This is a genomic window from bacterium (assembly GCA_030649025.1).
Lineage (GTDB): Bacteria > Patescibacteriota > Minisyncoccia > JAUYLV01 > JAUYLV01 > JAUSGO01.
In genome coordinates, this window is sequence record JAUSGO010000022.1 from 26599 (window position 1) to 41050 (window position 14452).

Consider the following 14452-nt stretch of genomic DNA (forward strand, 5'->3'; position numbering starts at 1 on the left):
GAAAATGTCTACACTCACAAAATCTTTCAAACAACTTTCTAAACTTGACGTCTCCTTGGCAGGGGGCAAGGGGGCGTCGTTAGGAGAGATGACGCAAGCGGGGATTTTAGTGCCGCCGGGATTTGTGGTGCTCGCCTCGGTATTCGACAGGTTCTGCGCCGAGACCGATCTTGGCATCGAGATAGATTCTATTTTGCACAAGGTGGACCACAAGCGTATCAACACGGTGGAAGACGCATCGGAAAATATCAAGGCGTTGATTCTGAACGCAAAGATGCCGGGAGACATCGCCTCGGCAATCAAGAAAGAATTCAAGAAGCTTGATGCAATTTATGTTGCCGTGCGCTCTTCAGCAACCGCCGAAGACAGCGCTTCTGCCGCGTGGGCGGGACAGCTTGAAAGCTATCTCAATACGACCGAGAAGGATTTATTGCAAAACGTACAAAAATGCTGGGCGTCACTCTTTACGCCAAGAGCCATATTTTATCGTTTCGAAAAAGGACTTCATGGTTCTCACATTTCTGTTGCCGTGGTGGTGCAAAAAATGGTGCAGAGCGAGGTTTCGGGTATTGCTTTTTCGGTGCATCCCGTCACCGAGGACCGCAACCAGCTCATTATTGAAGCCGGGTTCGGCTTGGGAGAGGCGATTGTCTCCGGGCAAATTACTCCCGATAGTTACGTGGTCGAAAAAGAGCCCCGAAGAATCATCGACAAGAACATTGCCGTGCAGACCCGTGCCATTGTAAGGACAAAAACAAAAACCGATTGGATAGATATTCCCGAATCAAAAGGCGCGCAGCAGGCTCTTTCGGACAAAGAAATTTTGCAACTTACCGCGCTTATACTTCGCATCGAGGAACATTACGGCTTTCCGTGCGATATTGAATGGGCGCGAGAGAAAGGCAAGTTTTATATCGTGCAATCACGGCCAATTACGACTCTAAAATCAACCCGCGGAGCGAAGCAATATAAAAAAACATACACGCGTGAAAACTGTCTTATAGCTATTCAGATCTGGGAAAAGCAGCAGTGCGAGCTCCTAAAGGAGAAACTTGATTCTGTGGTGCCTTTTTCTGTCTTTGATGCACACGAGGGAGTAGTGGGCATCTACTACGACGAAAAGATTTTCGATATATGGGGAGAGCTCATATCTAACAAAGCCAATAGCGACCCGGCGTTTGTGCCCGAAATAATGAAATGGTATGGAAAGCACTTGGATAAACTGGAAGCTATTTGGAAACGAGGAAGGGTATTATCCGTTCAAGAGCTCGCAGACCTGTTTGATCTTGCATCGTGGGCTTGGGTAGGACTCTCCATCTCTTACTTCTTGCCCTCTCTTACAAATGTATCCAAAAAATCGCAAAACCTGGGCATGGCGTTACGAGAACGGTCAGCAGATTTTCTTGAGCTTACGGATCACACAATACAAAATACCCTGCACGGTTTATATCCCGACCTTGGAGACCTGGTGAAGTATCTTGCGATAGAAGAAGTAAAAGAAAATGCCCTACCCTCAGTAGAGACATTGCAAGAACGTCAGCGCCATTATATTTATTTTGGATTCAGGCTGTATACTAATAAAAATGTTCATGAATTTGTGCGAGAAAATGCCATTGTTATTGAGGAAGAAAAAGTTCCTATGGGCGCTACGGAGTTTGCAGGTCAAACTGCTATGGGCGGTAAAGCGCAGGGGCGAGTTCGTATTTTGCGGAAAAAATCAGAAATACCTTTTCTCCAAAAGGGAGAGATCTTGGCAACCGCAATGACAACCCCTGATTATTTGCCTGCCATGCGTAATGCAGTGGCATTTATTACCGATGAAGGAGGCATTACTTGCCATGCTGCCATAGTCGCAAGAGAGCTGGGAAAACCCTGCATTATTGGCACAAAGATCGCCACCCAGGTGTTAAAAGACGGCGACTTGGTAGAAGTGGATGCGAATCATGGAATAGTCAAGATATTAAAAAGAGCCGTGCGAGATCTCGAGCAATCACGGCCGATTACGACGTCGCAATCGGTTGGCATAGAAGAATCTTTGGAAAAGAGGTTTCTTAATGCTCTGGGAGAAGACGAGCTCTTTAAAGTAGAGGGGGATTTTTTGTTGTTACTGGTGGCGATTGACTGGTTTAACTACTATGATGAAAAAGGGAAGGTGAAAAATGTGTATCCGGCGCTGTGCCTTAAGAGCGGTTCCACCCTCAACATTTATTGGAGTCTTAGCAAGTATCGGGAAGTTTCTAAAATGATGTTTCGGATGTATCTGGACAAAAAACTAGACCTAAAGGATTTTCATGAAAAGTATCATGTGCTCAAGCATGAGATAGATGATTTTTATCACGCATATTATATCAGCGGCCACACTGATGAGTCGGCATTGCTTGCCAAACTTGGTCGCACACACACTTTCTTGCGGGAGATAGACCTGCAGACACTCTTTTTAGATGCGCTCGACCAGCGGGCCATAGAAGAAGTGTTAAAGGAAAGAAGCATAGAGATTGATTTAGCTAAAGTATGGCGGGTATCGCACATACTCGACTCGTATTCCTTCCATACCAAGAATAAGGATGATATTTTGGCGTCCTACAAGAAAAGACCAGAGTCACTTCAGTACGTCTACTCTAATTACGTGCACATATGTTCACCAAGCGAGGTTCGAAAGAAGGTGCGCCTGCTCGATATCTCCGCGTTGAAAGGCGAGCTTGAAAAAAATAAAAAAGAAGCCAAAGAAAATTTAGTGGCAAAGCGGAAAGAAGTTTCAAAACTCTCGCCATTCGAGCGGAAGATATTAGTCTTTGTGGATCTAGCCGGCTATTTGCGCGATGACCGTAAGACGCTTATTACGAAGTGCGATGTGCTTTTGTTTAACCTCACATCAGATCTTTACAAGCTTTGGGGCATACGCAAGGAGCTGGTTCCCGTGTCACTGGTGAGCGACGTCCTCAAGGGGAGGGAACGCATAAGGGCTCTTGTACCCACTCTCACGGCCAGATTAAATAAAACGGTACTATTCACGACGGATGGGAAAAACTATAAAGAGAGCATGGAGGAAGCTGCAGAGGAGATAGAAGCAGCTTACCAGCGTCAGCATGCGCCTAAAGACGCCTCAGTGTTGAGGGGCGAGTCGGCTTCGACGGGCCTGGCGCGGGGAAGAGTACGCGTGATTATAAAAAAGAAGGATTTCTATATGTTTCGGGACGGAGAGATCCTCGTTGCGGCAATGACCCGGCCTGAATTTGTGCCGTTAATGAAAAAAGCAAAGGCGATTGTAACTGACGAAGGCGGTATCACAAGCCACGCGGCCATAGTATCTCGCGAGCTTGGGAAGCCCTGCATCATCGGAACGCGCGTCGCCACCAAATTACTGAAAGACGGCGACTTGGTGGAAGTGGATGCGGAGCGCGGCGTCGTTCGTATTTTAGAGAAGAAGCCAAGCGAAGTCCCGCCCAGCGGGACGGACAGGGGAGTGGTGAGGATTTTAAAAAAACTATGAATAAAAAATACACAGTTCCTGCTATAGCCGACGACAACCTTGTTTATTTTGGTCAACGAGTGGAGCTATACTTCGCGTCGGCAATGGTAGCGGGAGGCATGACGGATAAAAAGTTACTCAAACGTGGTTATTTTTGACAGTGCCGATCGTCAAAAAACAGGAGAAACTCTCGGACTGGATCTCAAAAAACTTACGGAGCTCCGGGAAGAGTATATGAAACGTTACCACGTCAGATACAAAGAAGAACCACGCTAGAGGATTGTAATGAGTCTTATCGTGTATGGCATCCGAACTTTCTAATAGAAACATCGCATTCGTCCACGACTACCTGCTCAATCCCGGCGGAGCAGAGCGGGTTTTAGGCGCGATGGCAGGAGTTTTTCCTGAAGCACCGATTCATGCTCTATTGTATGATGAGGAAAAGATCGGGCATCTTTTTCCGAAGGAACGCGTGATAATATCATTTCTTCAGCGCTTTCCAAAATTTTTTCAAAATCGACCAAAGTATCTTGCACCGCTTCTTCCCATTGCCGCAGAATCGTTTGATTTGCGTGATTACGAGTTGGTCATTTCCTCTTCAAGCGCATTTGCAAAAGGCGTTGTGACGCGCGCAAGAACGACACATATCTGCTACTGCCACAGCCCCATGCGCTACGCGTGGGATTTTACGCACGAATACCAGACCGACACGCGTGAGAAACGAACAATCCGTTTTCCGGTAAGACTTATACAGCACTATCTGCGGCTCTGGGACCGCACAGCCGCAGACCGCGTACATTATTTCATTGCCAATTCAAAAACGGTCTCCGCCCGCATAAAAAAATATTATCGTAGAGATGCTGCGGTCATATACCCTCCCGTTGCCGTTGACGCGTACCGCCCGACAGAAGCACATGACGGTTATTTTCTCATCGTATCCCGCCTCGTTCCTTATAAACGCGTTGATTTGGCCGTTCAGGCGTTCAACAAGCTCCAACTTCCACTGGTGGTAGCGGGAGATGGGGTGGAGCGCAAGAACCTCGAACGTATCGCAGGACCTACCGTACAATTTCTTGGTCCTGTTTCTGAGGAGAAAAAAAGTGAATTGATGGAACGATGCAGGGCATTTATTTTCCCCGGCGAAGACGATTTCGGCATTACGGCAGTGGAGGCTATGGCGGCCGGAAAGCCGGTACTTGCGTATCGCAAAGGAGGTGTTTGCGAGACGGTTATTGAAGGAGTGACGGGAGAGTTCTTTGATGACCCGGCTCCCGAGGCGCTTGCGGATGGCGTTCGCCGTCTTCGCGAGAATCTGCAAAGTTACGATCATGCGCTCATACGGAAGCGAGCGGAAGAATTTCGCACGGAGCGTTTCCAAAAGGAGTTCAGAGCCTATCTCAAAAATACTTTTTAGGCGAAATTACAGATTTTGAGGCGAGAGCCGCGCCACAGAAGCGAGGCGTATTACAGAGTAATACGGTGAGTCTTCGAGAAGCGGCTCGCAGCCCAAAATCTGGGGTTGCAGGCAAGAAGAATTTTTGAGATAGGCTCTCGAGGAATATGTGGCGAAAGTGTCCGTTTTTTGATACCATGGTATCATGAACACCCCTTCTCAATTATATGAGCGGCTTCTCAAGACACATGAAAAGGGGAGAGTTGCGCATTGTTATCTTTTTACGGGACCCAGGGGAGCTGGGAAAATGGATGTTGCAATGGATCTAGCCGGTACCCTGCTTAATACTCCAAGAGAGCGCCTTTCTCTGCATCCCGACATGTTAGTGTTAGAACGCTCTTGCGATACAGACGAGCACAAAGAAATCAGTATTAACGAAGTACGCACGCTCAAGCAACGGCTTTCGTTCACCGCGGGGATGGGAGGATGGAAAGTAGCTATTCTCGAGGGAGCGGAACTGCTCTCAAAGGAAGCGGCTTCTGCGCTTCTTAAGGTTTTGGAATCGCCGACGGGGAAAACTGTTATTGTGCTTATTGCGGAACGATATGGCGCTGTGCTGCCGACCATACGTTCGCGCGCAGTCCGCGTCTCGTTTCCACCGCCGGGCGCCGCGTCAGAAAAGAAAGAGTTCTCCGAAGAACAGACCGTGGAATTTAAAAAGTTTTTCAGCGAGGTCTCGCACATACCGTATGCATTGCGCTTCAAGGCAAGCGAGCGTTATGCTAAAAGCGCCGGGGATCGTCAAGCTCTCTTGCGATACGCCGCCCTGTTGTTCCATACAGAACTGCTTGAGTGCGCTCGCGAGTCTATAGTGGCCAGGAAATGCTGTGCGCGCGTCCGAGCACTTATTCGCACCGATGCATTGCTTATGCATACGAACGCGAACCCCAGATTGTTGTTGGATGTTTTTCTTATGAATTTATAGTAGCGGTATGAATCCCGTTAGAGGCCGCGGTCGCTAGCGAGGATTTAAATGAAACAAACTTTTTAGTGAATTCTTACTAATTTATCAAGGTATCACGGTCTCAAAAGACCGCGACCTGCCTCTAACGGGATGAAGGCCACTATCGTCATCGTAATTACCATTGGTATTGTGGTCGTTGGAGCCATTGTCGGCCTTACGTTGCTTTTCGGGCGCTCGAAAAATGGCGCTCCAGCGGACGCAGGCATGACATTGAACCTCGGCAAGACCGGAGCCGATGGCGGCGTATTTGTAACGGAAGACGGCGGAGTCAATTGGAAGCAACGGGTGAAATTCAGCGAAAAATCTAACATTGGCAGTATTGATGTCAATGATATCGTTTTTCATCCACAAAATAAGACAAAAATATTTCTTGCCTCAACGGGAAACGGTCTTTTTACCTCCACAAGCGGTTCGGAACCCTGGGTTCGGGTAACCGATGAAAAGAACGTTCTTACGCAAGACACCACGGTCCATCAGATCGCGTTTGACCCCAAAGACCCGCAGTATTTTTATCTTGCGGTTGCGCGCGGGGAGGTAGGTAGGGTTTTGAGGACCGAGGACGGAGGGAAATCGTTCAAAGAAGTATACCAGACGCCAAAATCAAAATCGGCCGTCTACGCCGTTTCTGTGGATCCCGATGTTTCGGAGCGTCTTTATATTGGCACCGCGGAAGGTGGCTTATTTGTGAGCCAAAACCGGGGAGAAAGTTGGAGCGTAGTAAAGTGGTTCCCCAGCCCAGTTCGGCGTATCAATATTCATCCGCAGGATGCGAACTTCATGTATCTTACGTTCCTGGGCAAGGACCTTCCCAAAATCCAGCGCTCCTACGACCACGGCGGAACGTGGGGAGAGCTTAAAGTGAATCCCCCGAAAGGACAGCGCCTCACGGGCATTTTTGGGCTCACATTCCATCCTACGGACGCCAATGTGCTGTACTTGGCAACATCTGCGGGGGTGTTTAAGACCCCGGATGCCGGGGCGACCTGGCAGGAGTTTCCGCTTATTATTCCTCCTTCACTTTTACCCGTTTTTTCGGTTTTGGTAGATCTGAAAAATCCGGAAAACGTTTATGTTGCGGCCACCTCGCAAATATACAAAAGCAGGGATAGCGGCGTAAGCTGGGAAGTGCATAGGGTGCCTACGACCAAGAACGTGCGTGTGCTCGTGTTCTCGCCCGTGTCCAGCGATATTCTGTGGGCAGGGTTAAGAAAGTAAGGGGTGTCTGCTCGTTCTCCGGGCTTCAAATAGAATATAAGATTTATGGAGCATTCACACGAGAAATCAATTTCTTTTTGGCTTATTTCTTTGCTCATTCCTTCTATTGTTATAGCAGTGGGGATTTCCTTCTTATCAAGGCCACCACATGATTATGGGTGTCCTTCGGATAAGGTAGAAAAAAGAGAAATACGTCTTAAAACGGACTTACCTGGTCCTTACGCAAAATCAAATATTCTTAAACCTGGGAGTTCTGGATCGAATGATTGGGAAGAAACTGGATTTTCTATTCTCATTCCATTTAACGAATATGAACAAGAAATTAAAAAAACACTCGATTTTAATGTAACCTTCTTAGAAGAGAAGAGGGTTGAGGCTGTGGCAAGAGGGGTGGTTGACGTAACAAAGTTTAGCCCAAGTACATATTTTTATTTTCTAACACGTATGTCTAAAGGGGAAGCTACTCTTCTCGATGCTAATTCAAATAGAATACCCAAAATTTATGATATTGTAAGTACTTCGTCTTGCGGTCATGCGCACTGCGGCGAATATGAGATCAACGGGATGTTAATGGGCCAGGAATGTGTAGTATCGTGAGTAGATATAATCTTCAAACGGATAGCGCCATTCGGAATAAGTCACTTAATGTCCAATTTTCTTATGGAAAATCAATTCCTCACCGATTGCAAAAAGAAGTTTGAACATGTGCTGGATATCTTTGTGAAAGATATTGCTTCTTTGCGCACGGGAAGGGCAAGCCCTGCGCTCGTAGAGGATATTGAGGCGGATTATTACGGCACAAAAACCCCTATCAAGCACATGGCCGCTATCAATGTTTCGGGTCCTACAGAAATTCTCATACAGCCCTGGGACAAGGCCGCGTTGAAGCCCATTGAAGAGGCTATCCAAAAATCGAAGCTCGGCATCAATCCCATCGTGAATGCCGATGGCATCCGGTTAAGCCTCCCGAAACTTTCACAGGAGCGCCGGGAGCAACTGGTGAAATTATTGAAGGAGAAAGCGGAGGAGGCGCGCATCGGGCTCCGCAAAGAACGCGAAGATACCTTGCGCGTGGTTTCTCGGCTTTTTGATGAAAAGAAACTCGGGGAAGACGAGAAGTTCAGGGCGAAAGATGACGTGCAAAAACTCGTTGATGAATTCAACAAGAAAATAGAGGAGACGGTCGTAAGAAAGGAAGGGGACATCATGACCATTTGAGAGGCTTGTTCATGGAACATATTTGAAATAAAAAATCGGCAGGAACGCCGATTTTTTGCTTTTTAGATTTTATGACTATTCAACGTAAAACACATAGATAGAGTGCCCGATGGTGGCAACAAGTTTATCGGGAGTAAGCCATAATCGGTAGTCCTCCTTCGGATTTTGTCGGCTTCCCTGGTAGAACGACGCGGAAACGGCTACCCACCCCTTTTTGGGTCCGTCGCTGCTCGAAAGCCACTTGCGTTTTTCTTTCAGGTAGTAATAGGGATCTGCCCAGCCGAAATAGTCGAACCAAATTTCTTTAATGTCTCGTTCCTCGACGAACTGTGCGAGACGCTTTAAATCTTGACCCCAGTCAAGATTGGAGTCCGTAACATATTCGGCTCCGCCATCAGGTCCGCCGGCCATCTCATTGAAGTAGGCAAGATAGAACGGATGGACTCGTAAGACCGAAAGCGCCTGCCAGAGCATGAGCGCTCCCAGAATCATGTGCAATCCCCACCGTATTAGAACCATGCTGTTTTTTGGCACCGGCATTGTTGCTGGAATTGCCCCTATGGCAGGGTCGGTTTTCGGTGGGGATGCGATTTTTTTATAAAGCGTGATTATTTGCTGACTTACCACTATATAGATAAAAGGGAAGGCCGGAAGAATATGCCGTACGCCGATGTTGAGAATGGCCCGCACGCTCGTCCACCAGTAGAATGCCGCAACCAACAAAAAGGCGATCTCGGTAAAGTGCGCTCGTAACCACGCTCTTCCCTTCAGAAGGCCTCGCACGCCCGTGAGCGCGAAGATAAGCGCTATAATCGTGAGCAGATGGATTGTTAAAGGTTCTTTTAGCGCATAGACGACGGGGAAATACCAAGGTGATCCATATTTGGAAACCTCTCCAAGAAAATAGGTAGTATTTCCGCCCGCAACGCGCTGGAACACCATGAGAAGCCCCAGGAAATATTCGGCGTAGGGCTTAAGAAGCAGTTTATCCGAACCCCATATGACAAGATTTTTCGGAAAATCAAGGACATATGGAGCATATTGAGGGTAGATATCCTTTTCTTGCATGAGGGCGGCGAGTCCTCGCATGGCGCCAACTGAATATGTGGTGAGTATCTGCGTGGTATCCGCTTTCTGGCGCTCGTTGGGGTAGTTGCGCGTGTGATGCCAATAAAGCGGGTATATGGCAATGTACGCCACGATGACCACGGCAATAAACTTAAAAAGCATCGGCCAGAAATGCGCATGGCGTTCCGCTTCGTCCTCGAAGTGCTCTTCAGCATGTGTTTCTCCGCGTCCACTGAATGGCAGGTGTGCATGCTGGGAGGGCGGTATGTGCGAGACATGCCGCTTTTTATAGGCGATAACCCAAAGCACCATCATAATGAAAAAAATGGGAAGGAGCATGAACGTGTTGAATTTGACCAGGAACGCAAACCCCAGCGCAAGTCCCGCCCAAAGCACGTTTCCGTCGGTTGGGTTTTTCAAAAATCTCAGGAAGGCGATAGTCGCTACAAAAAAACCGGCGCTGGCGCCAACGTCGGTGGTGACGAATCTTCCGTGCGCAAGGAACGTGGGGGAGAAGGCATAGAAGAACGTGGCCAGCAACGCAGTTTTTTCTCCGAATTCTTTTTTTGTCCACAAAAAGATGATAAGACCCAGAAACAGCGTGAAAAGCATCATCGGTATCTTAACTGCCTGGGTGATGGCGTCGGCATCATTGCCCGACCCGAATATAAGAGCCCGTCCAAATTCCCACTGCCCGTTGATATCGCTTACCCAGCTTTTGTGGCCCCAGGGTTCTTTCAGGTTCATCCAGAGGAGCGGCAAGGCCCCAAGGTCCTTCATGAGCGGAGGATGTTCGGGGTTTAATCTAAAATCTCCTGTGCGCAAGTAGCTATAGCCTGCGCCAATGTGCGGATCCTCGTCGATAATGATGGCATCATCCTCGATGCTCAAAAACATCAAGCCACCCATGACCGCGAGCATGGCAAGGGCTATACCATTGACGATTAACTTTTTTCTTGGTAGCATATGATTCTGATTAGATGAATCTCTAAGGAGGCTACGTGGAAGAAAAACAAGTTCCTTTTCACCGTTTGGGATTTTCCGTCGGTTCTTTGCATCTTGTGGCTGTTTACAACATGCATCCTGGGAAGCCGGAAGTTATATTACAAGTCCGAGATCCGCTTGTTACGACGGAGATGTTCCGCCTCTCCGCCAATGAACTCCGGACGCTGGCGAATTTTATTTCCGCAGAATCCCGGAACAGCGAGATTGCGTTTGATGACGATCACTGCACGCTCTTTCTGGAGCGGCAGAATGAGGCGCTTCATTATGAAGTGCGCCGTCACGGCAATTACCATCTTCTTTATCGGCACGATCTGACCATGGCGGAAAGAGAACTGTTCGGCATATTCGTAGCTACGATCACCCTGCGTCTTTCCGGAAAGGAACTGGCTTTCTGACCGGAAGCGCAACTGATATTCCGGCTCCGCAAACTTGCGGAGTTTTTATATTACTCATTCCACGATTCCTACCTCAAAATACTGGAATTTCAGGACGGAAACTTCAGTGCCACGCTTCCGGAGGTTTTCAAAAAGTTTTTCGTCTTTCTTGAGCGGCGCGATAACACTCCCCACGGGGAATGTGTAATTTTCTATCTCTTTCGGCAAAAGGTAGGTGATAGGAGCTTGCTTCAGCGAAAGGTACATCACGGTCTGGGCGGGCATAGGGATGAGTTTTCTCTCCCCGTTTGGATTTATATGCGGCACAAGCGTGCCTCCTTCGTTCACTATAACATACTTTGTAGCAGAAGGCGGAAGGGAATTCAAATAGCGCACAATCTCTACGTAGGGTTTTGCGAACGCATATGGAGTGTTGATGTGATGGGCCCAAACGCCAAAATAGCGATAAGGCTCTATAATCCCACTGACCATAACGATGACAATAACCATGACAGGAACCACCTTTTTATTTGAAAACTTTTCTAGCAAATAGTTTACACCGAGAGCCGTGAGCATGAACACTGGGGGAATGATGCCGATGGAACGCAATGCGTGCGGAATGCCCTCCCAGGTGAGGAGTTCCGGACCCAAAAGAAAGCCGAGCCATGCGATAAGCAGCCAAGAGGCGGTAGATGCCGGTATTTTTTGGCGAATATTTTTTATTAGAATCCAAAGACCAATAAGGAAAAAGATGCCGACCGGAAAGAGCAATTGCGGAGAGCAAGCCATATTGTGCCGCCAGTTACAGTCACCGCGGATGTTGAACATGCCCAGCGTCTGCACAAGAACTTTTCCGAATGTGCGGATGGGGGAATCAGTTGCAAAAATGGAAACACCGCCCGCCCTTCCAATAAAATCCTGCGGGTGAGCGAGGAAGTAAAGTCCAATGGGGAGCGCTGTAAGAAACGCGGCTATTAGCCACCATGCGGTACGGGTAAGGAACGAACGGAGGCCGATGCGCGCTGTGCGTATGCGCAAGTATTCTATAGCGAACAACACCAGTGCCACAAAGGGAGCAAAGCGGAACGCTATATAGGTATGAAAGCCGAGGCCGAAGAGTGCTCCGCCAATGACGGCAAATATGGCAGAGCGCCATGCATGCGCTCTGCGCCAGGCCAGGAGCAGAAAATAAAAACTCCACACCATGAGCATGGGCACCATGATGGCGCGGAAGGCAATGCGGGAGAAATTGAGATGCCAAAAAGATGTCGCAAGAAAAAAGGCGGCAAGCAGCGCGATGCGGTCAGGATGCTCTTTTTCCCGGAAGAGTTCCCGGGTAAGTAAAAATAGGCCAAGAACGGTCAGTGTTCCAAATAACGCCGGCCAAAACCTCAAAGAAAACTGGTTTGTGCCGAATGAACGCACCGCAAGGCCGATGAGGTTTATCCAAAGTCCTTCACGGCCGTTATTCGTTTCGTAGAACAATTTGAAATTCCCGGTTTCAACGGCCTCAAGTCCCTCAATACCCTTAATGGCCTCATCCGGGTATATGCCTGGCGGGATGCGGTCGAGCGCGGCAAATCGCAATATGGCCGCAAATACAACGATGGCAAGTAGTGTAATTTTTACGTTTTTTTGCACATACATAGTATAGTATTTCCCTCCACAACATGCATGGGATAAAGCGCAAAAGTATGCTATAATAAGATAATATGGTTGAATTCGATCCGCCATTCGATAAAGAAGGCTCAAATAGGGAAGCGCCTCGGGAGTACAACGACATTATACCGTCACAGAAAACACCAGAAACCTCGGCAAGCGACGCCGAGGCGTATGCCACATGGCGAGCACGCATCGAAAATTCCTTTGCACTGGCAGACGCCAGTTTGGATTATGCAGAAAGCCTTCTTCGCGAACATAACCCGGAGGGGTATAGGATTACGCGTGAAGCGGCAGAAAATAGTCTTGGCGAGCTTAGTGATGAACTGAAAAGGCAGGGACTGACCACAGATCCCGGAGCTAAAGAACTTATAGCTTGGTGGATGGAACGAGAAGGCCAACGGGCGGAGCGCATTGAAGAGATGGATGAACGCGCGAAAAGAGAATCGCGGGAGTTATCTGACAAGGAGCAAGGTATAGCCGACTCCACAGAAAACGTTCCGGCAGAGGAAGCTTCATTTGAAAACGAAGAAGGTGGACAATCGCGAAGCATCGCCTCGGAAGCACGGCCGGCAAGTGCCAATCAGGAAGGCGTTACGGCAGAAGTAGAAAAAGCCGCAGAAGAAGTCGGAAAAATTATAGTGAGCGGCAAAGAATTAACACCGGGACAGGTTACCAAAGTTGAACAGACAGTGGAAGTATTGGAAGCATCGAGTCCTGAAGTGAAAAGATTGGCGGAAGCAGCAAAGAAAGAAATAAAGGCAGTGCAAAAGGATCCGTCGCGGTGGGAACGGATGAGAAACTGGCTAAAGTCGAAAGATGAGACCTTCAAAAAAGATGTAAAAGCAGAAGGTGGAATTGGCGCGGTTGTAAAGAAAGGTAAACTTGGAAAACTGTTTGAGTACGGTTTCATGGTCCTTCTTTTTGCAATATCGAACCTGCTGTCTAAGAGGATTGAAAAGATCGATAAAAAACGGCATTAAAGCAGAACATCTGTGTCGCACGAACATTCTCATCATGCGGGTGAAGGAAGCGGCAATGTGAACCCCGTTAGAAGTAGGATGCGGACTCGCCTCACCAGAGATCCGGTTCCGGAGGATCCTATATCTGCCGAAGATAAAGCTCTCTCTGACGGGGCAAGAGCGTCCGTGACTTCTAACGGGGTGAAGATAGCGGCGATTCTTAATATCGCTTTTACGGTCGTCGAATTTATCGGAGGAGCTTTGACAAACAGTCTTGCGGTAATGGCCGATGCGCTCCACGACCTTGGCGACAGCATGGTACTGCTCTCATCCTGGAAGATTGAAAGCCTCTCGCAGCGTTCGCCGGATTGGAAACGTACGTTCGGATACCGGCGGATGTCGCTTCTTGCGGCATTTTTAAACGCTGTAGTGCTTCTGGGGGGTTCGGTAATCATTTTCTTTCAAGTCATCGGACGCCTTGTAAACCCTCAGCCGGTGCATGCGGTTGGTATTATATGGCTTGCCGTTCTGGGTATCGTTGTAAACACTGCAGGAAGTCTAAAATTGAAAAAAGGCGGGAGCCTGAATGAGCGGATGATATCGTGGCATCTCCTTGAAGATGTTTTGGGGTGGGTGGGCATTCTGCTTGCGGGAATTATTATGCACTTTACTGGATTTTACAGAATTGACCCCGTCATCACCATAGGATTTACCGTATTTGTGCTTTGGGGCGTATGGCGGAATTCCAAAGAGCTTCTGAATGTATTTCTTGAAGGAGTGCCCTCGAATGTTTCGCTTAAAGAGCTTCTTCGGGAATTAGGAACGATTACGGACGTGCGGGAAATTTGTGATATTCATGTATGGTCGCTGGATGGCAAACAACATCTCTGCGCGCTCAAAGTAATTGTTAAGCCCGGCGCCATGAAGGATTGCGCGGTGTTGCAGGGGGCCATTCGGAAGAAATTAGAAAACTATCACATCGTGCACTCTACCATTGAATTGCAGGAAGAACAGTTCCACGTTCACACGCAGCACGACCAGGCTTTTTTAACGAATTAATAATCC

General features: G+C 48.2%; 11 protein-coding genes. 9 read left to right on the plus strand and 2 right to left on the minus strand.

The annotated features are described in order from the left end of the window. Positions 1 to 4 precede the first annotated feature (4 nt). The 6 genes from Q7S09_02865 (at position 5) to frr (ending at position 8319) form a co-directional block, all read left to right on the plus strand. Positions 5 to 3490 carry a PEP/pyruvate-binding domain-containing protein gene (locus tag Q7S09_02865; GenBank protein MDO8558104.1) on the plus strand — a complete coding sequence of 1162 codons (3486 nt, stop codon included), beginning with the start codon at positions 5 to 7 and terminating at the stop codon, positions 3488 to 3490. A gap of 280 nt (positions 3491 to 3770) precedes the next feature. Further along, positions 3771 to 4883, plus strand: coding sequence for a glycosyltransferase (locus Q7S09_02870; protein MDO8558105.1), 1113 nt, complete (start codon positions 3771 to 3773; stop codon positions 4881 to 4883). A gap of 184 nt (positions 4884 to 5067) precedes the next feature. Continuing rightward, positions 5068 to 5847, plus strand: coding sequence for a hypothetical protein (locus tag Q7S09_02875; protein MDO8558106.1), 780 nt, complete (start codon positions 5068 to 5070; stop codon positions 5845 to 5847). Between the two features lie 129 nt (positions 5848 to 5976). Then, positions 5977 to 7101 (plus strand): hypothetical protein, encoded by a 1125-nt coding sequence (locus tag Q7S09_02880; protein MDO8558107.1) that lies wholly within the window; start codon positions 5977 to 5979, stop codon positions 7099 to 7101. A gap of 45 nt (positions 7102 to 7146) precedes the next feature. Further along, positions 7147 to 7698, plus strand: a complete 552-nt coding sequence (locus Q7S09_02885) for a hypothetical protein (protein ID MDO8558108.1) — start codon at positions 7147 to 7149, stop codon at positions 7696 to 7698. A 63-nt stretch (positions 7699 to 7761) separates the two neighbouring features. Continuing rightward, entirely contained in the window at positions 7762 to 8319 is a 558-nt protein-coding gene (gene frr / locus Q7S09_02890; GenBank protein MDO8558109.1) for a ribosome recycling factor, read from the plus strand. Between the two features lie 75 nt (positions 8320 to 8394). Here the strand turns inward: frr and Q7S09_02895 are convergent, their stop codons facing one another. After that, positions 8395 to 10353 (minus strand): glycosyltransferase family 39 protein, encoded by a 1959-nt coding sequence (locus Q7S09_02895; protein ID MDO8558110.1) that lies wholly within the window; start codon positions 10351 to 10353, stop codon positions 8395 to 8397. A gap of 35 nt (positions 10354 to 10388) precedes the next feature. Between Q7S09_02895 and Q7S09_02900 the strand changes: the two genes are divergently transcribed. After that, a complete protein-coding gene (locus Q7S09_02900; protein ID MDO8558111.1) occupies positions 10389 to 10787 on the plus strand; it encodes a hypothetical protein in 399 nt (132 codons plus the stop codon). 54 nt (positions 10788 to 10841) lie between these two features. Here Q7S09_02900 and Q7S09_02905 read toward each other — a convergent pair whose 3' ends face one another. Beyond that, complete coding sequence (locus Q7S09_02905; GenBank protein MDO8558112.1) at positions 10842 to 12413, minus strand: glycosyltransferase family 39 protein; 1572 nt, start codon at positions 12411 to 12413, stop codon at positions 10842 to 10844. A gap of 65 nt (positions 12414 to 12478) precedes the next feature. Between Q7S09_02905 and Q7S09_02910 the strand changes: the two genes are divergently transcribed. Next, a complete protein-coding gene (locus Q7S09_02910) occupies positions 12479 to 13408 on the plus strand; it encodes a hypothetical protein (GenBank protein ID MDO8558113.1) in 930 nt (309 codons plus the stop codon). A 12-nt stretch (positions 13409 to 13420) separates the two neighbouring features. Further along, positions 13421 to 14446, plus strand: coding sequence for a cation diffusion facilitator family transporter (locus tag Q7S09_02915; GenBank protein MDO8558114.1), 1026 nt, complete (start codon positions 13421 to 13423; stop codon positions 14444 to 14446). The last annotated feature ends 6 nt before the right edge of the window (positions 14447 to 14452 follow it).